Origin of the sequence: Pseudomonas sp. MUP55 (assembly GCF_034043515.1) — a bacterium.
Taxonomy (GTDB): Bacteria; Pseudomonadota; Gammaproteobacteria; order Pseudomonadales; family Pseudomonadaceae; genus Aquipseudomonas.
This window is the reverse complement of the sequence record NZ_CP138214.1, coordinates 1684891-1708215: the sequence shown is the minus strand read 5'-3', so window position 1 is coordinate 1708215 and position 23325 is coordinate 1684891. Positions and strand designations below refer to the sequence as shown.

General features: G+C 61.0%; 17 protein-coding genes and 1 pseudogene. 7 read left to right on the top strand and 11 right to left on the bottom strand.

All coding sequences use genetic code 11. The features are described 5' to 3' along the window. Positions 1-22: 22 nt before the first annotated feature. The 3 genes from fadA to SC318_RS07680 all read right to left on the bottom strand — a co-directional run bounded on the left by fadA (position 23) and on the right by SC318_RS07680 (position 4388). Entirely contained in the window at positions 23-1198 is a 1176-nt protein-coding gene (gene fadA / locus SC318_RS07690; RefSeq protein WP_024074080.1) for an acetyl-CoA C-acyltransferase FadA, read from the bottom strand. A 29-nt stretch (positions 1199-1227) separates the two neighbouring features. Beyond that, the gene (gene fadB / locus SC318_RS07685) at positions 1228-3375 is read right to left on the bottom strand and encodes a fatty acid oxidation complex subunit alpha FadB (protein WP_320430274.1); all 2148 of its coding nucleotides are present in this window, start codon (positions 3373-3375) and stop codon (positions 1228-1230) included. A gap of 575 nt (positions 3376-3950) precedes the next feature. Beyond that, a complete protein-coding gene (locus tag SC318_RS07680) occupies positions 3951-4388 on the bottom strand; it encodes a hypothetical protein (protein ID WP_320430273.1) in 438 nt (145 codons plus the stop codon). A gap of 105 nt (positions 4389-4493) precedes the next feature. Here SC318_RS07680 and SC318_RS07675 point away from each other — a divergent pair, with 105 nt between their 5' ends. Then, on the top strand, positions 4494-4934 hold the full coding sequence (locus SC318_RS07675) for a universal stress protein (RefSeq protein WP_306492087.1): 441 nt from the start codon (positions 4494-4496) through the stop codon (positions 4932-4934). A gap of 181 nt (positions 4935-5115) precedes the next feature. Here the strand turns inward: SC318_RS07675 and SC318_RS07670 are convergent, their stop codons facing one another. Further along, positions 5116-7038, bottom strand: coding sequence for an ATP-binding cassette domain-containing protein (locus tag SC318_RS07670; RefSeq protein WP_320430272.1), 1923 nt, complete (start codon positions 7036-7038; stop codon positions 5116-5118). 213 nt (positions 7039-7251) lie between these two features. Between SC318_RS07670 and SC318_RS07665 the strand changes: the two genes are divergently transcribed. Beyond that, positions 7252-9180, top strand: a complete 1929-nt coding sequence (locus tag SC318_RS07665) for a transglycosylase SLT domain-containing protein (RefSeq protein WP_320430271.1) — start codon at positions 7252-7254, stop codon at positions 9178-9180. A gap of 91 nt (positions 9181-9271) precedes the next feature. On the opposite strand, the pseudogene SC318_RS07660 reads toward SC318_RS07665, so the two are convergent. Continuing rightward, positions 9272-10033, bottom strand: a pseudogene (locus tag SC318_RS07660) (Fic family protein); the annotation flags it as partial. A gap of 63 nt (positions 10034-10096) precedes the next feature. Next, positions 10097-11863 carry an ABC transporter transmembrane domain-containing protein gene (locus SC318_RS07655; RefSeq protein WP_320430270.1) on the bottom strand — a complete coding sequence of 589 codons (1767 nt, stop codon included), beginning with the start codon at positions 11861-11863 and terminating at the stop codon, positions 10097-10099. 260 nt (positions 11864-12123) lie between these two features. Between SC318_RS07655 and SC318_RS07650 the strand changes: the two genes are divergently transcribed. After that, positions 12124-12300 carry a PA1571 family protein gene (locus tag SC318_RS07650; RefSeq protein ID WP_320430269.1) on the top strand — a complete coding sequence of 59 codons (177 nt, stop codon included), beginning with the start codon at positions 12124-12126 and terminating at the stop codon, positions 12298-12300. Between the two features lie 52 nt (positions 12301-12352). Here SC318_RS07650 and pdxB read toward each other — a convergent pair whose 3' ends face one another. Then, on the bottom strand, positions 12353-13495 hold the full coding sequence (pdxB, locus tag SC318_RS07645) for a 4-phosphoerythronate dehydrogenase PdxB (protein WP_320430268.1): 1143 nt from the start codon (positions 13493-13495) through the stop codon (positions 12353-12355). Between the two features lie 259 nt (positions 13496-13754). On the opposite strand from pdxB, the gene SC318_RS07640 reads away from it, so the two are divergent. Beyond that, on the top strand, positions 13755-15158 hold the full coding sequence (locus SC318_RS07640) for an MATE family efflux transporter (protein ID WP_320430267.1): 1404 nt from the start codon (positions 13755-13757) through the stop codon (positions 15156-15158). Positions 15159-15263: 105 nt separating this feature from the next. Here SC318_RS07640 and tusA read toward each other — a convergent pair whose 3' ends face one another. Both tusA and rlmM read right to left on the bottom strand, forming a co-directional pair. Continuing rightward, a complete protein-coding gene (gene tusA / locus SC318_RS07635; RefSeq protein ID WP_044272896.1) occupies positions 15264-15509 on the bottom strand; it encodes a sulfurtransferase TusA in 246 nt (81 codons plus the stop codon). Positions 15510-15634: 125 nt separating this feature from the next. Beyond that, the gene (rlmM, locus tag SC318_RS07630; protein WP_320430266.1) at positions 15635-16711 is read right to left on the bottom strand and encodes a 23S rRNA (cytidine(2498)-2'-O)-methyltransferase RlmM; all 1077 of its coding nucleotides are present in this window, start codon (positions 16709-16711) and stop codon (positions 15635-15637) included. A gap of 191 nt (positions 16712-16902) precedes the next feature. On the opposite strand from rlmM, the gene acnA reads away from it, so the two are divergent. After that, entirely contained in the window at positions 16903-19644 is a 2742-nt protein-coding gene (acnA, locus tag SC318_RS07625; protein WP_320430265.1) for an aconitate hydratase AcnA, read from the top strand. A gap of 130 nt (positions 19645-19774) precedes the next feature. Here the strand turns inward: acnA and SC318_RS07620 are convergent, their stop codons facing one another. Continuing rightward, entirely contained in the window at positions 19775-20713 is a 939-nt protein-coding gene (locus SC318_RS07620; RefSeq protein WP_306492077.1) for an aspartyl/asparaginyl beta-hydroxylase domain-containing protein, read from the bottom strand. Between SC318_RS07620 and SC318_RS07615 the strand changes: the two genes are divergently transcribed. Next, positions 20712-20849 (top strand): hypothetical protein, encoded by a 138-nt coding sequence (locus SC318_RS07615; protein ID WP_320430264.1) that lies wholly within the window; start codon positions 20712-20714, stop codon positions 20847-20849. The two genes, SC318_RS07620 and SC318_RS07615, sit on opposite strands and share 2 nt — an antisense overlap. A 100-nt stretch (positions 20850-20949) precedes the next feature. On the opposite strand, the gene cysK is transcribed toward SC318_RS07615, so the two are convergent. After that, a complete protein-coding gene (cysK, locus tag SC318_RS07610) occupies positions 20950-21924 on the bottom strand; it encodes a cysteine synthase A (protein WP_320430263.1) in 975 nt (324 codons plus the stop codon). Between the two features lie 125 nt (positions 21925-22049). On the opposite strand from cysK, the gene SC318_RS07605 reads away from it, so the two are divergent. Beyond that, positions 22050-23126: a DUF748 domain-containing protein gene (locus SC318_RS07605; protein ID WP_320430262.1), complete on the top strand. Its 1077-nt coding sequence runs from the start codon at positions 22050-22052 to the stop codon at positions 23124-23126. Positions 23127-23325: the final 199 nt, after the last annotated feature.

Below are 23325 nucleotides of genomic sequence, written 5' to 3'. Positions count from 1 at the left end.
CCGGCTACCGTCAACCCAACGCTTAGACGCGTTCGAAGACGGTGGAAATGCCTTGGCCGAGACCAATGCACATGGTTGCAACCCCAAGGTTGCCGCCATTTTGCTTCATCACGTTAAGCAATGTGCCGGAAATGCGCGCACCGGAGCAACCGAATGGGTGGCCCAGGGCAATCGCGCCGCCGTGCAGGTTAACCTTCTCATTCATCTTGTCGAGTACTTTCAGATCTTTCAGCACTGGCAGGGCCTGTGCGGCGAAAGCTTCGTTGAGCTCGAAGAAGTCGATATCAGAGATGGTCAGGCCCGCGCGCTTCAAGGCTTTTTGTGTGGCCGGTACTGGACCATAGCCCATGATCGCCGGATCCACACCCGCCACGGCCATCGAGCGGATCACCGCCAGCGGCTGGATACCCAGGTCCTGGGCACGCTGCGCCGACATCACGATCATGCACGAAGCACCGTCGGTGATTTGCGACGAAGTACCGGCAGTCACGGTGCCGCCCTTTGGATTGAAGGCCGGCTTGAGCGCCGCCAGGCTTTCCAGGGTGGTGTCCGGACGAATGGTTTCGTCGTAGTCGAACAGTTTCAGAAAACCGTTCTCGTCATAGCCGTTCATCGGGATGATTTCATCCTTGAACTTGCCTTCCACGGTCGCCTTGTGGGCGAGCTGGTGGGAGCGCAGGCCGAACGCGTCCTGGGCTTCGCGGGTAATGCCGTGCATCTTGCCGAGCATTTCCGCGGTCAGGCCCATCATGCCCGAAGCTTTTGCCGCGTACAGCGACATGTGCGGGTTAGGGTCGACGCCGTGCATCATGCTGACGTGGCCCATGTGCTCCACGCCACCGACCACGAACACATCACCGTTACCGGTCATGATCGCCTGGGCGGCAGTGTGCAGCGCGCTCATCGACGAACCGCACAGGCGGCTCACGGTCTGGCCGGCCGCGGTGTGCGGGATCTGCGTCATCAAGGAGGCCATGCGCGCGATGTTCCAGCCCTGCTCCAGGGTCTGGTTCACGCAGCCCCAGATCACGTCTTCGACTTCGTTCGGGTCAACCTTGACGTTGCGTTCCAGCAGCTTGCTGATCAGGTGCGCCGACATGTCTTCGGCGCGGGTGTTGCGGTGCATGCCGCCCTTGGAGCGGCCCATCGGCGTACGACCGAAGTCGACAATCACGACGTCTCTTGGATTCAAGCTCATAAATATTCTCGCTCTAGTCGATTGGGCGCTTAACCGAAGAAGCTCTGGCCGTTCTTGGCCATTTCACGCAGCTTCGCGGTTGGGTGGTACAGCGGGCCCAAATCAGCGTATTTGTCAGCCAGGGCAACGAACTCGGCCACACCGATCGAATCGATGTAACGCAGCGCACCACCACGGAATGGAGGGAAACCAATACCGTACACCAGGCCCATATCGGCTTCGGCGGCGGTCTCGACGATGCCGTCTTCCAGGCAACGCACGGTTTCCAGGCACAGGGCGATCATCATCCAGTTGATGATGTCCTCGTCGGACACCTCACGCTGCTCGTAGATGATCGGCTTGAGCACTTCCAGTACCGACGGGTCGGCGACCTTCTTCTGCTTGCCCTTCTTGTCGGTCTCGTAGGCGTAGAAGCCCTTGCCATTCTTCTGGCCCAGGCGCTTGGCTTCGTAGAGGGCGTCGACGGCCGAACGGCGATCGTCTTTCATGCGGTCCGGGAAGCCTTCAGCCATGACGTCGCGACCGTGGTGGCCGGTGTCGATGCCGACCACGTCCATCAGGTACGCCGGGCCCATCGGCCAGCCGAATTTTTCCATGACCTTGTCGATGCGCACGAAATCCACACCAGCGCTGACCAGCTTGGCGAAACCGCCGAAGTAAGGGAACAGCACGCGGTTGACCAAGAAGCCCGGGCAGTCATTGACCACGATCGGGTTCTTGCCCATTTTCTTGGCGTAGGCAACGGTGGTGGCAACGGCCAACTCGCTGGACTTCTCGCCACGGATCACTTCCACCAGCGGCATCATGTGCACCGGGTTGAAGAAGTGCATGCCGACGAAGTTTTCCGGACGCTTGAGGGCCTTGGCCAGCAAGCTGATGGAAATGGTCGAAGTGTTCGACGCCAGGATGGTGTCGTCTTTGACCTGGGCTTCGACTTCAGCCAGCACCGCCTGCTTGACCTTCGGGTTCTCGACAACGGCTTCGACCACCAGGTCGACGTGGCCGAAATCGCCGTAGGACAGCGTAGGACGAATGCCGTTGAGCACTTCGGCCATTTTCGCGGCGGTCATGCGGCCCTTATCAACGCGGCCCACCAGCAGCTTGGCGGCTTCCGCCAGGCCCTGCTCGATGCCGTGCTCGTTGATGTCTTTCATCAGGATCGGCGTGCCTTTGGACGCCGACTGGTAGGCGATACCGCCACCCATGATGCCGGCGCCCAGTACGGCGGCCTGCTTCACGTCCTTGGCGATTTCGTCGTAGGCCTTGGCCTTTTTCTTCAGTTCCTGATCGTTCAGGAACAAGCCGATCAGGCTCTGGGCAGCCGAGGTTTTCGCCAGTTTGACGAAGCCTGCCGCTTCCACTTCCAGGGCTTTGTCGCGACCGAAGTTCGCCGCCTTCTGGATGGTCTTGATCGCTTCGACCGGCGCCGGGTAATTAGGACCGGCCTGGCCCGCGACGAAACCTTTGGCGGTTTCGAACGACATCATCTGTTCGATGGCGTTGAGCTTGAGTTTTTCCAGCTTGGGCTGACGCTTGGCCTTGTAGTCGAATTCGCCGCTGATGGCGCCCTTGATCAGGTTCAGCGCGGCTTCAGCGAGTTTGTCCGGGGCAACCACAGCATCGACGGCACCGACTTTCAGCGCGTCTTCAGCTTTGTTTTCCTTGCCGGCGGCAATCCATTCGATGGCGTTGTCGGCACCGATCAGACGCGGCAAACGCACAGTGCCGCCAAAGCCCGGGTAGATGCCCAGCTTGACTTCAGGCAGGCCGATCTTGGCAGTAGCGGACATCACGCGGAAGTCGGCCGCCAGGCACATTTCCAGGCCACCGCCCAGGGCGATGCCGTTGATCGCAGCAACGGTAGGTACGTTGAGGTCTTCGAAATCGCTGAAAATCTTGTTGGCTTCGAGGTTGCCAGCCACCAGCTCGGCATCGGGCAGCTTGAAGTTGTCGACGAATTCGGTGATGTCAGCGCCGACGATAAACACGTCCTTGCCGCTGGAGACGATCACGCCCTTGACCGAAGCATCTGCTTTGATGGTGTCTACAGCCTGACGCAGTTCGTTCAGGGTTAGACGGTTGAACTTGTTGACGGACTCACCCTTGAGGTCGAATTTCAATTCGACGATGCCACTTTCAAGAGCCTTAACCGTGATGGCTTTACCTTCGTAAATCATCAACTGATCTCCACGATATGGAAGCTGAACAGTACACACCGGACGCTGGCCTCTGGTTTGACATTGACAGCTGCATCAATGCTCACGCCAATACGCCAGGCACACCCGCCGGTGCGATAGTCGGGGTTATGTCAGAGTCGCCTGTAGGACAAACGCTCATTTCATACGCCCGTTTGATTTGGGTACGCCACCTTCATCCAATTCCGGGCAATTGTCAATCGCTCCAAAGGCTAGGAAAAACGCGACTTTCCAGTCATTTCAGAACTCCGACCATAAGCCCGCCGCCCGTCAATATTCAAATATTCACAGGATCAATAATGTAAAAGGCGCGGAAAAAGTCTGCACAGAAAGGGATAGGCGGCTAGGCTAGCTGCAACCCAAATGCCTTCGAATGAATTTACCGGCCTGCCTGGCCAACTCCAGCCCGATGATATGTCGGGCTTTTTATTGCCTGGCTTTTTGTAGGAGCGAGCTTGCTCGCGAAAAACGTGAGGGCGACCCGGATACCCTTAAATGCCTGCGTCATCGTTGACGATCTTCGCGAGCAAGCTCGCTCCTACAGGGAAGCCGCGGCGTCAGGCCAATGCCTTGAGCAGCGCATCAATATCCTTCAACACGCTTGCGTCGCCCTTCTCGCCCCAATACAGCGCGATCATTTGCCTGTCGGCCTCGACCTTGTAGACGTTGGCCGGCAGCGTTGAAAAATACGGCAACAACTTCTCATCCACGCAAACCTCGCGCCACTGGTTGACCCACACTCCCGGCTCGAACTGCCAGTAACTCCAGATGGCCGGCGTGCTGCCGCGTCGTGGCCGGCAATACTGCGCGCAGGGGCTCGGCGGCTCCTGCTTGAGCCAGTGCGGCCACTCCTGGGGCGCGAGCTGCATGGCCAGCCCGATGCGGCGCGCCTCCATGCGCAAGGCCATGCGCCCACTCTGATTGCGCGATGGGCGCAACCATGCCAGAGGGCTCAGAACCACCACAAGGATTGACACCACTATCCAGACCGTCATATGTGTACTCCCGAATTTCCTGATGAGCGGACTTGATCTGACGCAAGCCGATCCGCTTGAAAGCAGCCATACTGAATTTATTGCAGTCCCCTGGAGGAACGCCCCATGCCCTACGAACATATTCTGGTCGCTGTCGACCTGACCGAAGAGTGCGATCCAGTGATCAAGCGTGCACGGGAGTCCGCCGTTGCCAATGGCGCCAAACTGTCCCTGGTGCACATCGTCGAACCCATGGCCATGGCCTTCGGTGGCGACGTGCCGATGGACCTTTCCCAGCTACAGCAGCAACAGTTCGACCAGGCCAAGGAGCGCCTGGAGCGGTTAATCATCAAGTATCCCGAGTTAAAGAAGGAAAACTCCCACCTTACCTACGGCCAACCGCGCCAGGAAATCCACCACATCGCCAAGGAGCAAGGCTGCGACCTGATCGTGGTCGGTAGCCATGGCCGACACGGCCTGGCGTTGCTGCTGGGCTCCACCGCCAATGACGTGCTGCATGGTGCGCCGTGCGATGTGCTGGCGGTCAGGCTGGTAAAAAATACCTGAGAACGCTGTAGACCCAATGTGGGAGGGGGCTTGCCCCCGATAGCAGTCTGTCAGTTGATGCATCGGGTGACTGATACACCGCTATCGGGGGCAAGCCCCCTCCCACATTCTGACCATATTTCATATAAAAAAGCCCGGCGCTCATAGAAGAGCGCCGGGCTTTTCATTGCGCGAAGATCACTCAGGCATCCAGCTCAGCCCAACGCTCAACCAGTGCTTCCAGCTCCTGGTTCAACGTTTCCAGGGAGGCGATGACCTTGGCGGTTTCCGCGGCCGGGCGCTGGTAGAAACCGGCGTCAGCCATTTCTGCTTCTACTGCGGCGATCTGCTGTTCCTTGGCGTCGATCTCACCCGGCAAGGCTTCCAGTTCGCGCTGCAGCTTATAGCTGAGCTTTTTCTTGTTGGCTGCAGGCGCAGCTTCCGGTGCAGGGGCCGCAGCCGCCACAGGCGTCACTACCGCCGAGTTCAAGTCGGCCTTGCCGGACTTGCTCTCGGTCACGCCCAGCAGGCGCGGCGAGCCGCCCTGGCGCAGCCAGTCCTGATAACCACCGACGTACTCGCGTACCTTGCCTTCGCCTTCGAAGACCAGGGTGCTGGTGACCACGTTGTCGAGGAATGCCCGGTCGTGACTGACCATCAGCACGGTGCCGTTAAACGTCAGCAGCACTTCTTCAAGCAGCTCGAGGGTTTCCACGTCGAGGTCGTTGGTTGGTTCGTCGAGCACCAGCAGGTTGGCCGGTTTGCTGAACAGCTTGGCCAGCAGCAGGCGCGCGCGCTCGCCACCGGACAAGGCTTTCACCGGGGTCCGCGCACGTTGCGGGCTGAACAGGAAATCGCCCAGGTAGCTGAGTACGTGGCGGCTCTGGCCGTCGATGTCGATAAAGTCGCGACCTTCAGCGACGTTGTCGATCACGGTTTTTTCCAGGTCCAACTGATGGCGCAGCTGATCGAAGTAGGCCACGTCGATGCGCGTGCCCTCTTCCACTGTGCCGCTGGTCGGCTGCAGACCGCCGAGCATCAGCTTGAGCAAGGTGGTCTTGCCGGTACCGTTGGCGCCCAGCAGGCCGATACGGTCGCCGCGCGCCAGGACCATGGAGAAGTCCTTGATCAGGAACGGACCCTCCGGGTGATGGAAGCTGACGTTTTCCAGCACCATTACCTGCTTGCCCGACTTATCGGCGGTATCGAGCTGGATATTGGCCTTGCCGGTGCGCTCGCGACGTTCGCTGCGCTCAACCCGCAGGGCTTTCAACGCACGCACGCGACCTTCATTACGGGTGCGACGGGCCTTGATACCCTGGCGGATCCAGACTTCTTCCTGGGCCAGCTTTTTGTCGAACAGTGCGTTGGCGGTTTCTTCGGCCGCCAGCGCGGCTTCCTTGTGCACCAGGAAGCTGGCGTAGTCGCCGTTCCAGTCGATCAGGCCACCGCGGTCCAGTTCCAGGATGCGCGTGGCCAGGTTTTGCAGGAAGGACCGGTCGTGCGTGATGAACAGCACCGCGCCCTGGAAATCCTTGAGCGCTTCTTCGAGCCAGGCGATAGCGCCGATGTCCAGGTGGTTGGTCGGTTCGTCGAGCAGCAGCAGGTCCGGCTCGGACACCAACGCCTGGGCCAGCAGCACGCGACGACGCCAGCCGCCGGACAACTGGGCGAGGGTCTTGTCGGCCGGCAGCTGCAGGCGGCTCAGGGTGCTGTCCACCAGTTGCTGCAGGCGCCAGCCATCACGGGCTTCGAGGTCTTGCTGGACGTGCATCAACTTGTCCAGGTCTTCTTCGGTGACGCAGTTCTGTGCCAGGTGGTGGTATTGCGCCAGCAATTCGCCGACGCCGTCCAGGCCTTCGGCAACCACGTCGAACACTGTCCGCTCGTCGGCTACCGGCAATTCCTGCGGCAATTCGCCGATCTTGAGGCCGGGAGCACGCCAGACAGAGCCTTCATCGGGCTTCTGGTCGCCCTTGACCAGCTTCATCATGCTGGACTTGCCGGTGCCGTTGCGGCCGATGATGCACACCCGCTCACCACGGGCGATCTGCCAGGACACCTTGTCCAACAACGGCATAGCGCCGAAAGCAAGGGACACATCGCTGAATTTGAGCAGGGTCATACGCTTCTCCAAAAACTGGGCGCGCATTCTACCTGAGTTGAGGGTGGGATGCGGCCAGCATTTTCGCTGCCGACACGTTCCGCAGGACATTTGCCGCGAACTTGAACCAACCGGCCGGCAAAGCTTTCGCCGGTCGCTGGCAAAAGGCTAAGCTAGGGGCAATCAGTGTCGGCGATGCCGGTGCTAGTCGTGATTTCTCTGCACGGACGTCTCATGCGCAGTCGCCTTTTCAACTTTTTATCCTGCCTGCTTCTTTCTGCCACCGCCGTTCAATCTGCCCAGGCCGTGGACCTCACCACCCAACGTCAATATTACGATGAAGCCAAGCGGGCGCTGGCCAAGGGTGACAGCGGCCCGTACATGCAATACAGCCAGGCCCTGGCCGATTACCCGCTGACGCCCTACCTGGCCTATGACGAACTGACCGCGCGCCTTAAAAGCGCGAGCAATCAGGAAATCGAGCAGTTCCTCGCCAAAAATGGCGACCTGCCCCAGGCCAACTGGATGAAGCTGCGCTGGTTGCGCTGGCTGGCCGAGCGCGGTGACTGGCAGACCTTTGAAAAGTACTACGATACCAAGCTCAATTTCGTCGAGCTGGACTGCCTGCATGGCCAGTATCAGCTGACCCACAACCTCAAGGCCGAAGGCTACAAGACCGCCGAAAAGCTGTGGATGACCGGCAAATCCCAACCCGCCGCCTGTGACGTGACCTTTGGCCAGTGGGCATCCGACGGGCAACTGACCGAGCAGAAAATCTGGGACCGCACCAAGCTCGCCGCCGAAGCGCGCAACTACGCGCTGGCCAACAGCCTGGTGAAAACCCTGCCCACGCTCGGCGCCCAGGGCCGCCTGATGATCGACGTGGCGCAAAAGCCCGACATGCTCAGCGACCCGTCGCGTTTTCTGCCGGCCACCGAGGCCATGTCTGACGCCGTAGGCCTGGGCCTGCGTCGGCTGGCACGCCAGGACCCGGATAAAGCCATGGCTCTGCTGGACGGTTACGCCACCAGCATGCACTTCTCCCGTGACGAAAAAGTGTCGATTGCCCGGGAAATCGGCCTGACCCTGGCACGTCGCTACGATCCTCGTGCCCTGGACGTGATGACCAAATACGACCCGGAACTGTGTGACAACACCGTCTCCGAATGGCGCCTGCGCCTGCTGTTGCGCCTGGCGCGCTGGGAAGAGGCCTACCAGCTGACCCGCAAGCTGCCCCAGGACCTGGCCACCACCAACCGCTGGCGCTATTGGCAGGCACGCAGCCTGGAACTGGCCGAACCGAAAAACCCGCAAGCGTTGGTGCTGTATAAAAACGTGGCCAAGGAGCGCGACTTCTACGGCTTCCTCGCCGCCGACCGCTCCAAGACCCCTTACCAGTTGAACAACAAGCCGCTGGTGATGAGCCAGGCGCTGGTCAATAAAGTGCGCAATACCCCAGGCGTGCGCCGTGCCCTGGAATTCTATGCCCGTGGCCAGATCGTCGACGGTCGCCGTGAGTGGTACCACGTCAGCCGTCATTTCAACCGCGATGAAATGGTCGCCCAGGCCAAGCTGGCCTATGACATGAAGTGGTACTTCCCGGCGATCCGCACGATCAGCCAGGCGCAATACTGGGACGACCTGGACATCCGCTTCCCGATGGCCCACCGCGACACCCTGGTGCGCGAAGCCAAGGTGCGTGGCTTGCATTCGAGCTGGGTGTTCGCCATTACTCGCCAGGAAAGCGCCTTCATGGACGATGCCCGCTCCGGCGTCGGCGCCAGCGGCCTGATGCAACTGATGCCCGGCACCGCCAAGGAGACAGCGCGCAAGTTCAGCATTCCCCTGGCCTCCCCGGCCCAGGTACTGGACCCGGACAAAAACATCCAGCTCGGCGCAGCCTACCTGAGCCAGGTGCACAGCCAATTCAACGGCAATCGCGTACTCGCCTCCGCCGCCTACAACGCCGGCCCCGGCCGCGTGCGCCAATGGCTGCGCGGTGCGGACCACCTGAGTTTCGACGTGTGGGTGGAAAGCATCCCGTTCGACGAAACCCGCCAGTATGTGCAGAACGTGCTGTCCTACTCGGTAATCTACGGGCAGAAGCTCAACTCACCGCAGCCGTTGGTGGATTGGCATGAGCGGTATTTTGACGATCAGTAAGGCAGGAAGCTTCAAGCGGCAAGTTTGAAGCGACAAGACAATGCCCGCATTGAGAAATGCGGGCATTTTTTTATTAACTCGACGGCCCTTGGCTATCAGACGCTTCGGCCAATGCCAGGCTCAAGGCGTGCAACATGAATTCAACGAAGGGTGTCGCTTCTGCCTGCTGATCCGCCGCCGAAAGCGCCGCATAGTAAGCATCCTGTTGATCCCGAATCACCGCTTCCACTGGCAGGTAAGCCAGCACCGGACGCCATTGGCTCAGTATCAAGGTTTGCCAGAGCCGCCCCATTCGTCCATTACCATCTGTAAATGGATGGATGAATTCGAACTCATAATGAAATACGCAACTGGCGATCAAGGGGTGCCAGTCCGAAACTGACTGCCACTGCAGCAAGTCATCGATGAGTTGGCCCACGCGACTCGCAGGCGGCGCCATAAGAATCAGTTGCTCACCACGATAAATCCCAACCCCTGAATGACGAAACCGCCCGGCATCGTCAATCAATCCGAACATCAGCAGTTCGTGGGCCTTAAGCAGGTCAGCACGATCACTCGGCGTCCATTGCGGCATCGCCTCATAGGCCGCAAACGCGTTGCGCACTTCCTGGATTTCGCGTGGCAGGCCCAGTACTCGCTTACCCTCCAAGACAGCAGTGACCTGCTCGACGCTGAGTGTATTGTTCTCGATCGCAAGAGAAGCCTGAATGGTACGGATCCTGTTACCACGCCTTAACTGAGGCGTCTGACGGCTATCGTCACCGGCCGAGAGCTGACCGATCTGCTCACTGATGTCGGCCACCAGGGCCAGGATCTTTGTAGTCAGCGTTAGCGGAGGTTGATAACGGCTCATGTCCTCATCCAGATCATTAAAGAAAGACCACATGATGCCTCAAGGCACAGGCACATCGCAGCTTCATTCCACTTTCAGCCCATCGCTGAACTGCAGCGCCGCCAAGCGCGCATACAGCGGATTGCTCGCAATCAGCTGCTGATGCGTGCCCACCGCCACCAGCTTGCCCTGGTCCATCACCGCAATCCGATCAGCGTTTTTCACCGTGGCCAGGCGATGCGCAATCACCAGGGTGGTGCGGCCCTGCATCAATTGCGGCAGGGCTTGCTGGATCAGGTGCTCACTCTGCGCATCGAGGGCGCTGGTGGCTTCGTCCAGCAGCAGGATCGGCGCATCCACCAGCAACGCGCGGGCGATGGCCAGGCGTTGGCGCTGACCGCCGGAAAGGCCCAGGCCACCCTCGCCCAGGTGGGTCTGGTAGCCGTCGGGCATTTGTAGGATGAAGTCGTGGGCATGGGCGATGCGTGCCGCGGCTTCTACCTGCTCGCGGGTGGCCGTGGGGTTACCGTAGCGGATGTTGTCTTCGACGCTGCCGAAAAACAGCGCCGGGCTTTGGGAAACCAGCGCGAAGTGGCGGCGCAGGTCCAGCGGGTCGAGCTCGAGCAGCGGCTGGCCTTCAAGCAGGATGCGGCCGTGCTGAGGGTCGTAGAAGCGCAGCAGCAAATCGAACAGGGTCGATTTGCCTGCGCCTGAAGGGCCGACCAAGGCGAGGGTTTCGCCGGGGTTGACGGTCAGGTTGAGGCCGTCAATGGCGTAGCTGTCGGGCCGTGACGGGTAGGAAAAGCGCACGTCCTGCAGTTCCATGCCCCCGCTGACACGCTCCGGCAAGCGCACACCGCCGCTGGCCGGTGCCTGGATTTCGTTGCTCGACTGCAACAGTTCGCCAATGCGCTCTGCCGCACCGGCGGCCCGCTGCAACTCGCCAAGCACTTCACTCAAGGTGCCGACGGCGCTGCCGACGATCAGGCTGTAGAACACAAACGCCGCCAGCTCACCGCCGGAGATGCGCCCGCTGATCACGTCCATCCCGCCAACCCACAGCATCACGCCCACGGCGCCAAGCACCAGCATGATCACCAAAGTGATCAGCCACGACCGTTGCAGGATGCGTTTGCGGGCCGTGGTGAATGCCTCTTCCACGGTCAGGGCGAAACGCTGTTCGTCCTGGACCTGATGGTTATAGGCCTGCACGGTCTTGATCTGCCCCAGGGTCTCGGACACATAGCTGCCGACATCGGCTATGCGGTCCTGACTCTGCCGCGACAGGCTGCGCACACGCCGGCCAAAGATCAGGATGGGCGCCAGCACCAGCGGCAACGCCACCACGACGATGCTGGTGAGCTTGGGGTTGGTGATGAACAACAGCACGATGCCGCCGATCACCATCAAGGCATTGCGCAGAAACAGCGACAGCGATGAGCCGATCACCGATTGCAGCAAGGTGGTGTCGGTGGTCAGGCGTGACTGGATTTCCGAGCTGCGGTTGTTCTCGTAGAAACCTGGGTGCAGGTAGATCAGGTGGTTGAACACCTGTCGGCGGATGTCCGCCACCACCCGCTCACCGATCCACGACACCAGGTAGAAACGCGTGAACGTGCCCACCGCCAGGCCCAGCACCAGCAGCATGAACAGCGCGATGGACTGGTTGAGCAAGTGCGGAGACTGGGTCATGAATCCCTGGTCCACCAGCAGGCGGATCCCCTGCCCCATGGACAAGGTAATGCCGGCAGTGACGATCAGCGCCAACAGGGCACCCAGCGCCTGCCAGCGGTAAGGCGCAATGAAGCGACCGGCCAGGCGAATCGCGCGGCGTTGACGGGCTGAGAACATGTAGGGTTCACCGATAGAGGAATCTATTGATCAACATTGGGGGAACTTGGGCAAATAACAACTTTCGTAACAGCAATGCATCAGATTAATTATACCCACTGATGTATGCCGCTAGAGGCTATCGGTCTAAGACTGGTCTGGAAATCCGCACCGGTTTCTGGTGGACTGGGCGTTCGAACCGATGATCGTGAAAGGAGTTGTAATGGCTCGGTCACGCGGGGGAATTAAAGTAGGTATACAACCTGATGAGGAGACAGGCCATGACCTTGCAAAACAGCAGCGATGCCAAAAAAATTGACGTGATCCGCCAGCAGCAGCTATTACCGTGCTCGTACATCGACGCCAAGGGCCGCGAGGTGCAGATCACCGAAGAAATGATCCAGCAAGCGTGCAGCGAACTGGAAGAGAAACTGGTCAAGCCTGCCCAACAAGGCTGAAGCGCCCACGCTCTTTCGAACCCGGCCCCGGTGGCCGGGTTTTTTATACGCGTTAAATCGCTTCGGCGCCCAGGGCGGTGACGATGCCGGACAGGACTGCAGACTCGCCGTTGATGCGCACCTTCAAGCCGTCAATCTCGCGACGCTCCGGGTAATGCTTGCGCAGCAGGTCGAACGCCTTGCGCTGCTCGTCTACCGTTCCTACGAGGCTGCGACGAAAATCCGCATCATCCCGACGTGGGTCGTACACACTGCGGCACAAGGTCGCCAGCGCCCAGGCCGGATCGGTTGAGGCATTCAAGTGCACCTCGGCCAGCCACGGCGCCGGCAACAAATCGCTCAACCGAATGCTCGGTTCCTGGCCCAGGTGCGCACAGAACGCCTGGTAGATCTGCGCCGTGCCGCGCTGCTTGCCGTCCAGGCTGTACCCGGCGATATGCGGCGTGGCCAGCACGCACAGGTCGGCCAGGTCGGCATCCACTTGCGGCTCGCCCTCCCATACATCCAACACCGCTTGCAGGTCTTCGCGCTCGCGCAACACGTCGCGCAGGGCGGCGTTGTCCACGACCGCGCCTCGGCTGGCGTTGATCAGCCAGGTGCCAGGCTTGAGCTGCGCCAGGCGCTCACGATCGAACAGATGCCAGGTGGAACCATTGCCGGACTTGGTCAGCGGCGTGTGCAGGCTGATGACATCGCATTGCTCGATGATCTGCTCCAGGCTCACGTAGTCGCCGTCTTCGGCAATCTGCCGGGGCGGGTCGCATACGCGCACATTCCAGCCCAGGCCCTTGAGCACCTTGACCAGCCGCCCGCCGACTTCACCGGCGCCAACAATGCCATAGGTGCGCTGTGTGAGGTCGACACCTTCGATTTCAGCCAGGGTCTGCAAGCTGCCCAGCACGTAATCCACCACGCCTCGGGCGTTGCAGCCGGGTGCGCTGGACCACTGGATGCCGGCCTGCCTGAAATAATCGAGGTCCAGATGATCGGTGCCGATGGTGCAGGTGCCGACAAAACCCACCTTCGTGCCCTCGAGCAAGGCCCGGTTGACGTTGGTCACCGAGCGTACCAGCAGCACATCGGCCTGCTCGACCGTGGCGCGGTCAATGGAACGGCCGGGCACGCGGCGAATCTCGCCAAACCCCTGAAAGAACGCGTCGAGCAGCGGGATATTTTCGTCGGCAACAATCAGCATGGCAGGCTCCTTTGGCGGATCAGCAGTGTACAGCCTTGTGGGGATCCAATGTGGCAGGGGGCTTGCTCCCGATGGCGGTGGGTCAGTTAATGCATTTGTGACTGAGCCATTGCTATCGGGGGCAAGCCCCCTCCCACAGGGGTTACAAGGTGCCTGCGATACCGCATTACAAATCAGCAACATAGGTTTTTTCCTGACCGTTGCGTCAGGGCGTAGAATCCGCGGTCCCTGGAACTGCCTCTTGACCGGATGCCTGTACGTGAACACTGCCACCGCTACCCTCACCCGCCCCGCCCGCATCAGCCGGGAAGTGCGCGGCCTGCTGACGCTGGCCCTGCCGATCATCATCGGCCAACTGGCAACCACCGCAATGAGCTTTGTCGATGCGGTGATGGCCGGGCGTGTCAGCCCCAAGGACCTGGCGGCGGTTGGCCTGGGTAACTCGATCTGGATTCCGGTCTACCTGTTGATGACCGGCACGCTGCTGGCCACCACCCCTAAAGTCGCGCAGCGCTACGGCGCCGGCCAGTACAACGAAATCGGTCCCTTGGTGCGCCAGTCATTGTGGCTGGCCCTGGTGGTCGGTTTGTGCGGCGCACTGTTGCTGCTGTGCGCCGAACCGGTGCTGCACGCGATGAAGGTCGAGCCCGACCTGATCGCCCCGTCCATGGGCTACCTGCAGGGCATTGCGGCCGGGATGCCCGCCATTGCCTTGTACTACGTGTTCCGCTGCTTCAGTGATGGCCTGGGCCGGACGCGGCCGAGCATGGTCATGGGCTTGTGCGGGCTGGCCCTGAACATTCCGCTGAACTACATCTTCATCTATGGTCACTTCGGCCTGCCGGCCATGGGCGGCGTAGGCTGCGGCTGGGCCACGGCAATTGCGATGTGGGTGATGATGCTTGGCCTGGCCGGCTGGACCCGTTGGGGCCCGGCCTATCAGAGCAGCGAGCTGTTCAAGCGTTTCGACTGGCCGCAATGGACGGTGATCAAGCGTGTACTGGGTGTCGGCCTGCCGATTGGCGTGGCGATCTTCGCCGAGTCGAGCATCTTCGCGGTGATCGCGCTGCTGTTGGGCAGCCTGGGGGCCACCGTGGTGTCCGGTCATCAGATCGCGCTGAATGTCAGCTCATTGGTGTTCATGATTCCCTATTCCCTGAGCATGGCCATCACCGTGCGTGTCGGGCAGGCCTTGGGCCGTGGCGAACCGCGTGAAGCGCGCTTCGCCGCCGGGGTCGGCATGGGCACCGCACTGGCCTATGCCTTCCTGTCCTGCAGCCTGATGCTGGTGTTTCGCGAGCAGATCGCGGCGATCTACACCCCCGACCCGGTGGTTATCCACCTGGCCTCGACGCTGATTGTGTTCTCGGCGCTGTTCCAGTTCTCCGACTCGATCCAGGTGACCGCTGCCGGTGCGCTGCGCGGCTATCAGGACACCCGGGTGACCATGCTGCTGACCCTGCTCGCCTATTGGGGCGTGGGCTTGCCGGTGGGCTATGCCCTGGGGCTGACCAACTGGCTGGGCGAACCCAGCGGCCCAAGCGGCTTGTGGCAGGGCCTGATCGTCGGCCTGAGTTGCGCGGCCGGCATGCTGCTGGTGCGCCTGGCGCGCAGTGCACGCCGGCGCATTCGGGCAGGCAACGCGCTCACACGTACACTGTAGGCGAGCTTGCTCGCGAAAAACCTGAGAGCACCGCGTTAAACCAGAAGCGCTGCGTTATCGTTAGCGTTTTTCGCGAGCAAGCTCGCTCCTACAAGGGGTCGGCGGTCAGTCGGCTTTCTTGCGGATCCAGTAAAGGTACGTGCCGGCGTCTTCCTGTTGACCGACCAGTTCGTGATCAAGGAACACGCAGAACTTGGGGATATCGCGACGGGTCGACGGGTCGGTCGCGATCACCTTGAGCAGCCCGCCCGCAGGCAGGTCACGGATGTGCTGGTGCAGCATCATCACCGGCTCCGGGCAATTGAGGCCGGTGGCGTCGAGGGTGCCATCGACGGGCAATTCAAGACTCATACTTCACTCCTAAACGAACCCGACTCCGTGTGGGAGGGGGCTTGCCCCCGATGGCGGGGGCACATTCAACATACATTTCGACAGTTATACCGCTATCGCAGGCAAGCCAGCTCCCACATTGGATATCAGTGTCTCTTGGGTTTCTTGACGTCCACGAGGCGACGCAGGTGGCACGTCACTTCTTCGCGGTCGTGATACAGCTGCTTGCAGCCGATCTCCACACGGATGCCGCGGGCCTTGAAGCCATCTTCGATGCGTTCGAGCAAACGCTTCACTTCGGCATAACGCTGCTTCATCGGCAGTTTGAGGTTGACGACCGCTTCGCGGCAATGGCCCTCACCGATCCAGGTTTCCAGCAACGCCGCATTGCGCGCGGGTTTCTCGACGATGTCGCACACCATCCAGTCCACCGGCTGCTTGGGCACGAAGGTGAAGCCGTCGGCCATCAAGTGCTGCACCAGGCCGGTGTCCATCAGGCTTTCGGCCATGGGGCCGTTGTCGATGGCGGTCACCAGCATGCCACGGTTGACCAGCTGCCAGGTCCAGCCACCGGGTGCGGCCCCCAGGTCGACACCGGTCATGTCGCCGTGCAGGCGCTCGTCCCATTGCTCGCGGGGAATGAAATGGTGCCAGGCCTCTTCCAGCTTCAGGGTCGAACGGCTTGGCGCCTCACGCGGGAACTTCAACCGCGGGATCCCCATCGGCCACATCGCCGAGTTGTTCGACTCAGCCAGGCCCATGAACACTTCGCGGCCGCTCTTGAACGTCAGCAGCAGGCGCGGCTTGCTCGGATCGTCCACCAGCTTGCCGGCGTTCAGCAAGGCTTTGCGCAGGTGCACTTCGAATTTCTTGCAGAAGTTCGACAGTTCCTTGCCGTCGTTGGTGTCAACCATCTCCAGCCACAAGCTGCCGCACACCGGGAATTGGCTCAGGTGGGCGAGGATCACGCTGATGCGGTCGGTTTCCGGCAGGTCGATGAACACCCCGCGCGCCCACTGCCGAGGAAAAATCAGCTCGGCGAAGCGCTGGCCGTGCATCAGGCGTTGCGCACCGTCTTCTTCAGTGCAGACGAATTCGGCGCAAGCGCTGCCGGTCTTGGCCTTGGCGTAGCCGGAAACGTTCAGGCGCGCGGCGTGTTCCGCGATCTCGGAACAGACTTCGCCTTCAAAACCCGGACGGCAGTGCATAAAAAGGGTGTTCAATTGAATCTCCTGGCAACTGGACTGCTCTATCGCAATACCTGTCATGAAAACGCGCGCATGATAGCCGAGTTCGGAACCTTGGACTTAACCATAGAGTCCAGTTATTAGCCTGCTAATCAAAACCGCGCTAAGTTGAACGCTCTGTTCGTCCCGTCAGGTCCGTGGCCGTGCGGATCAAAAGGAGTCGTGTAATGTCATCCCTTGATAGCCTGAGAACCCTTAAAACCCTGCAAATAGACAGCAAGACCTACCACTATTTCAGCCTGCCCGAAGCCGCCAAGAGCCTGGGTGACCTGGACAAGCTGCCGATGTCGCTCAAAGTGCTGCTGGAAAACCTGCTGCGCTGGGAAGACGCCAAGACCGTCACCGGCACTGACCTGAAGGCCATCGCCGCCTGGCTCAAGCAACGCCAGTCCGACCGTGAGATCCAGTACCGCCCTGCCCGCGTGCTGATGCAGGACTTCACCGGCGTGCCCGCCGTGGTTGACCTGGCCGCCATGCGCGCCGCCGTGGCCAAGGCCGGCGGCGATCCGCAGCGCATCAACCCGCTGTCGCCGGTGGACCTGGTGATCGACCACTCGGTGATGGTCGACAAGTTCGGCAACGCCGACGCCTTTGAACAGAACGTCGACATCGAAATGCAGCGCAACGGCGAACGCTACGCCTTCCTGCGTTGGGGCCAGAGCGCCTTTGACAACTTCAGCGTCGTGCCGCCGGGCACCGGCATCTGTCACCAGGTCAACCTCGAATACCTGGGCCGCACCGTGTGGACCAAGGACGAAGACGGCCGCACCTACGCGTTCCCCGATACCCTGGTGGGCACCGACTCCCACACCACCATGATCAACGGCCTCGGCGTACTGGGCTGGGGCGTGGGCGGGATCGAAGCGGAAGCGGCGATGCTCGGCCAACCGGTGTCGATGCTGATCCCGGAAGTGATCGGTTTCAAGCTCACAGGCAAGTTGCAGGAAGGCATCACCGCCACCGACCTGGTGCTGACCGTCACCCAGATGCTGCGCAAAAAAGGCGTGGTGGGTAAATTCGTCGAGTTCTATGGCGACGGCCTGGCCGACTTGCCTTTGGCCGACCGCGCCACCATCGCCAACATGGCGCCTGAATACGGCGCGACCTGCGGCTTTTTCCCGGTCGACGAGGTGACGCTGGACTACCTGCGCCTGTCGGGGCGCCCGGCGGAGACCGTCAAGCTGGTCGAGGCCTACACCAAGGCCCAGGGCCTGTGGCGCAACGCCGGCCAGGAGCCGATTTTCACCGACACCCTGGCGCTGGACATGGGCAGCGTCGAAGCCAGCCTCGCCGGACCCAAACGCCCGCAGGACCGTGTCGCCCTGCCCAACGTGGGCCAGGCGTTCAGTGATTTCCTCGACCTGCAGTTCAAACCCACCAACAAGGAAGAAGGTCGCCTGGAAAGCGAAGGCGGTGGCGGCGTCGCCGTAGGCAATGCCGACCTGGTGGGCGAAGCCGACTACGAATACGAAGGCAACACCTATCGACTGAAGAACGGCGCGGTGGTCATCGCCGCCATTACTTCCTGCACCAACACCTCCAACCCCAGCGTGATGATGGCCGCCGGGCTGGTGGCCAAGAAGGCGGTGGAAAAAGGCCTGACGCGCAAGCCATGGGTCAAGAGCTCCCTGGCGCCGGGCTCGAAAGTGGTCACCGACTATTACAAGGCCGCCGGCCTCACCCAGTACCTGGACAAGCTCGGCTTCGACCTGGTGGGCTACGGCTGCACCACCTGCATCGGCAACTCAGGGCCGCTGCCCGAGCCGATTGAAAAAGCCATCCAGAAAGCCGACCTCACCGTCGCCTCGGTGTTGTCGGGTAACCGCAACTTCGAAGGCCGCGTGCACCCGCTGGTGAAAACCAACTGGCTGGCCTCGCCGCCCCTGGTGGTGGCCTACGCCCTGGCCGGTACGGTGCGGATCGACATCAGCAGCGAGCCACTGGGCAACGACCCCCACGGCAACCCGGTGTACCTCAAGGACATCTGGCCCAGCAGCCAGGAGATTGCCGACGCGGTGGCCCAGGTCAGCACCGGCATGTTCCACAAGGAATACGCCGAGGTGTTTGCCGGCGACGAACAGTGGCAAGCGATCGAAGTGCCGCAGGCGGCAACCTACGTATGGCAGAAGGATTCCACTTACATCCAGCACCCGCCGTTCTTCGACGACATTGGCGGCCCGCTGCCGGTGATCCAGGACGTCAGGGGCGCCAACGTGCTGGCCCTGCTCGGCGACTCGGTGACCACCGACCACATCTCCCCCGCCGGCAACATCAAGACCGACAGCCCCGCCGGCCGTTACCTGCGCGAGCAAGGCGTGGACCCACGGGACTTCAACTCCTACGGCTCGCGCCGGGGCAACCATGAAGTGATGATGCGCGGCACCTTCGCCAACATCCGTATCCGCAACGAAATGCTCGGCGGCGAAGAAGGCGGTAACACGCTGTATATCCCGACCGGCGAGAAGATGGCGATCTACGATGCGGCGATGAAGTATCAGGCGTCAGGCACACCGCTGGTGGTGATCGCAGGCCAGGAATACGGCACCGGTTCAAGCCGCGACTGGGCGGCCAAGGGCACCAACCTGCTGGGGGTCAAGGCGGTGATCGCCGAAAGCTTCGAGCGCATCCACCGCTCCAACCTGGTGGGCATGGGCGTGCTGCCGTTGCAGTTCAAGCTGGACCAGAACCGCAAGTCGCTCAAGCTCACCGGCAAGGAAAAGGTCGATATCCTCGGCCTGACGGGTGCCGAGATCGAACCGCGGATGAACCTGACGCTGGTGATTACCCGGGAAGATGGCAGCAGCGAGAAAGTCGAGGTGCTGTGCCGGATCGATACCCTCAATGAAGTGGAATACTTCAAATCAGGCGGCATCCTGCACTACGTGCTGCGCCAGTTGATCGCCTCTTAAGCCACACTGGAGATCAAATGTGGGAGGGGGCTTGCCCCCGATGGCAGTGGGTCAGCTGAAGATAAGCTGACTGATCCACCGCTATCGGGGGCAAGCCCCCTCCCACATTGATGGCATTCCAGATTTCAGATCAGCCGAACAGCCACTTCCACAGTAGTACCAGCACAACCACCGCCAACACCGGGCGCGCGATGCGGTAGGCCTTGGGGTGCTTGCGCTTCCATTGTTTGACCTGGCCGCTGAACTTGTCGCTGAAGGTCTTGCTCCAGGCATACGCCTGGTTGATCCCACCCACGCGTTCGTCGTCCAGGTTCTGCGGCGCGGTCGCACGCCCCAGCTGCTTGCTGACCCAACGGTTGACGCGGGTCATCACGCGGTTGCTCAGCGGGCGTTCGATGTCGCAGAACAGGATCACGCGGGTTTTATCCGTTTCGTTTTTCACCCAGTGCACATAGGTTTCGTCGAACATCACGTCTTCACCGTCGCGCCAGGCGTAGACCTGGCCGTCGACGAAGATGCGGCAGTCGTCGGAGTTCGGCGTGGACAGGCCCAGGTGATAGCGCAGGGAGCCGGCGAACGGGTCGCGGTGCGGGTTCAAGTGGCTGCCGCCCGGCAACAGCGCGAACATCGCGCCCTTGACGTTGGGGATACTGCTGACCAGCGCCACGGTTTTCGGGCACAGGGCCTCGGCCGATGGCAGGGGTTTGTCGTACCACTTGAGGTAGAAGCGCTTCCAGCCCTTCTTGAAGAACGAGCCGAAACCGGCATCGTTGTTCTTTTCGGCGGCGCGGATGTAGCCCTCGTCGAACAGGTGCATGGCCTCTTCGCGGATCACTTCCCAATTGTCCTTGAGCACATCCAGTTCCGGGAACTTGCTGCGGTCCAGGTAGGGCTTGGACGGCACCGCGGAAAACAGGTACATCAAGGCGTTATAGGGGGCGAACAGCGCCGAATGGTTGACGAACTGGCGCAACATCGGCAAACGGGCCTTGCCGCGCAGGTGCACATACAGCGTGCTGCCGATAAACAGCAGCAACACCGACAGTTTGGCGGCCAAAGAAAAGGTCATGCAGCAACTCCTGGAAATAAGCGCCTGGCCAACAGCAGACGTAACAGCCGGTCATGATAAACATTTGGGTCATTATGCAGAAGGCCTCGGCAAACCGCCTGACCTGAATCAACCCGCCGTCGCCCTGCTGCTGTAGGAGCGAGCTTGCTCGCGAAAAACCCGAGAGCGCCGCGCTAAGCCAGCAAACCCGCGTTAACGTTGGCGATCTTCGCGAGCAAGCTCGCGCCTACAGAGGCTCAAGCCTGGTTTTCCTGCTCGGTGAACAAATCGCTGAACAGCATGCTCGACAGGTAGCGCTCCCCCGAGTCCGGCAGGATCACCACGATGGTCTTGCCTAGCATTTCCGGTTTTTCGGCCAGGCGCACCGCCACGGCCATCGCGGCGCCGCAGGAGATGCCGCACAAAATGCCTTCTTCCTGCATCAAGCGCCGAGCCATGGCCTTGGATTCTTCGTCGGTAACCAGTTCCACGCGATCGACTATCGACAGGTCGAGGTTTTTCGGCACGAAACCGGCGCCAATGCCCTGAATCTTGTGCGGGCTGGGCTTGATTTCGTCGCCGGCCAGCGCCTGGGTGATCACCGGCGACACGAGCGGCTCCACCGCCACCGACAGGATCGGCTTGCCCGCCGTGTGTTTGATATAACGCGACACCCCGGTGATGGTGCCGCCGGTGCCCACGCCCGCTACCAGCACGTCCACGGCGCCATCGGTGTCGTTCCAGATTTCCGGGCCGGTGGTTTTCTCGTGGATGACAGGGTTTGCCGGGTTTTCAAACTGCGCCGGCATGAAATAGGTGCCGGGGTCGCCGGCGACAATGTCAGCCGCCTTTTCAATCGCGCCTTTCATGCCTTTGGCCGGTTCGGTCAGCACCAGCTCGGCACCCAGGGCCTTGAGCACCTTACGGCGCTCGATGCTCATGGACGCAGGCATCGTCAGCAGCAGCTTGTAACCGCGCGCCGCCGCCACGAACGCCAGGCCGATGCCGGTATTGCCGGAAGTAGGTTCGACAATGGTCATGCCCGGCTTGAGTTTGCCGCTGCTTTCCGCGTCCCAGATCATGTTGGCGCCAATGCGGCACTTCACCGAGTAGCCTGGATTACGCCCCTCGATCTTGGCCAGGATGGTGACCCCGCGCGGTGCGATGCGGTTGATCTGCACCAGGGGCGTATTACCGATGGAGTGCGCGTTGTCTGCAAAGATGCGGCTCATGACGGGTCCTATTGGGCAATGTCGGAAAGGCCCCAAGGGTATGCCTCGTGCCACTAGGCGTCCAGTCGGAGGAACGTTGCGCCTCCTACAGCAGTCCATCTCCTACGAGCAAGGAGAACTGCCCCATGAAACGTCGCTACAGTTGGCCGCTCTGGACCGTCGCCGGGCTGGTGCTGGTCCTGGTTGCCGTGAACATCGCGCTGCCTTACCTGGTGCGCAACTACCTGAATGAAAAGCTCGCCGACATGGGCGATTACCGTGGCGAAATTGCCGACGTGGACCTGGCTTTATGGCGCGGCGCCTACCGGATCAACGGCCTGCAGATCGTCAAGGTGGACGGCAAGGTGCCGGTGCCGTTCGTCAAGGCTCCGCTGATCGAGTTCGCGGTGAGCTGGCATTCACTGTGGTACGACCATGCGGTGGTGGCCGAGGGGCATTTCGTGCGGCCAGAGGTCAATTTTGTCGACGGTGGCGCCAACAAGCAGGCATCCCAGACCGGTAAAGGCACCGACTGGCAGGAACAACTGAGCAAGCTGCTGCCGATCACCCTCAACGAGGTGCGCATCGAAGACGGCAAGATCGCCTTTCATAATTTCAACTCCACACCCAAGGTCAACATCAACGCCACCGGGGTCAACGCCAGCTTCTACAACCTGACCAACGTGGTGGACGTGGAAGGCAAGCGTGACGCGCGCTTTGAAGGCAAGGCATTGTTGCAAGGCCAGGCGCCGCTGGAAGCCAACGCCACCTTTGACCCGCTGAGCGATTTCGAAGAGTTTGAACTGCGCTTTCGCGCCCGCGACCTGCAACTCAAGCGCATGAATGACTTTGCTTCGGCCTATGGCAAATTCGACTTCAAGGCCGGAACCGGCGACGTGGTGGTCGAAGCCCAGGCGGAAAAAGGCCAACTGACCGGCTATATCAAGCCGCTGCTGCGTGATGTCGAGGTATTCGACTGGCAGCAGGACGTGGAAAACAAAGACAAGAACATCTTCCGCTCGATCTGGGAGGCCGTGGTCGGCGCCAGCGAGACGGTGTTGAAGAACCAGCGCAAAAACCAGTTCGCCACCCGCGTGGAGCTGAGCGGAAGCGTGCATCAGCAAAATGTCAGCGCGTTTTCCGCAGTGATCGCGATTCTGCGCAACGGGTTTATCCAGGCGTTCAATGCGCGCTATGAACAACCCAAGCCCAGCGCCGATTAAAACTGTGGGAGGGGGCTTGCCCCCGATGGCGGTGCATCAGGTACAGCTATAAACCTGACACACTGCTATCGGGGGCAAGCCCCCTCCCACATTTCCCCATTGACTAGAAGATTGAAGTGACCGGCCATTCAGAGACTGAATAACCCGTCTGCGTTCACAGTCGCCGGGGCTGCGCGGTATAGTCGGGCATTGATGAATT

Coding starts and splice junctions, on each gene's coding strand:
- SC318_RS07650 (WP_320430269.1), top strand. CDS start 12,124: ATGACCTTGCAAAACAGCAGCGATGCCAAAAAAATTGACGTGATCCGC.
- SC318_RS07615 (WP_320430264.1), top strand. CDS start 20,712: ATGCAGCAACTCCTGGAAATAAGCGCCTGGCCAACAGCAGACGTAACA.
- SC318_RS07605 (WP_320430262.1), top strand. CDS start 22,050: ATGAAACGTCGCTACAGTTGGCCGCTCTGGACCGTCGCCGGGCTGGTG.
- acnA (WP_320430265.1), top strand. CDS start 16,903: ATGTCATCCCTTGATAGCCTGAGAACCCTTAAAACCCTGCAAATAGAC.
- SC318_RS07665 (WP_320430271.1), top strand. CDS start 7,252: ATGCGCAGTCGCCTTTTCAACTTTTTATCCTGCCTGCTTCTTTCTGCC.
- SC318_RS07655 (WP_320430270.1), bottom strand. CDS start 11,863: ATGTTCTCAGCCCGTCAACGCCGCGCGATTCGCCTGGCCGGTCGCTTC.
- cysK (WP_320430263.1), bottom strand. CDS start 21,924: ATGAGCCGCATCTTTGCAGACAACGCGCACTCCATCGGTAATACGCCC.
- fadA (WP_024074080.1), bottom strand. CDS start 1,198: ATGAGCTTGAATCCAAGAGACGTCGTGATTGTCGACTTCGGTCGTACG.
- pdxB (WP_320430268.1), bottom strand. CDS start 13,495: ATGCTGATTGTTGCCGACGAAAATATCCCGCTGCTCGACGCGTTCTTT.
- fadB (WP_320430274.1), bottom strand. CDS start 3,375: ATGATTTACGAAGGTAAAGCCATCACGGTTAAGGCTCTTGAAAGTGGC.
- SC318_RS07670 (WP_320430272.1), bottom strand. CDS start 7,038: ATGACCCTGCTCAAATTCAGCGATGTGTCCCTTGCTTTCGGCGCTATG.
- SC318_RS07620 (WP_306492077.1), bottom strand. CDS start 20,713: ATGACCTTTTCTTTGGCCGCCAAACTGTCGGTGTTGCTGCTGTTTATC.
- SC318_RS07675 (WP_306492087.1), top strand. CDS start 4,494: ATGCCCTACGAACATATTCTGGTCGCTGTCGACCTGACCGAAGAGTGC.
- SC318_RS07680 (WP_320430273.1), bottom strand. CDS start 4,388: ATGACGGTCTGGATAGTGGTGTCAATCCTTGTGGTGGTTCTGAGCCCT.
- tusA (WP_044272896.1), bottom strand. CDS start 15,509: ATGAGTCTTGAATTGCCCGTCGATGGCACCCTCGACGCCACCGGCCTC.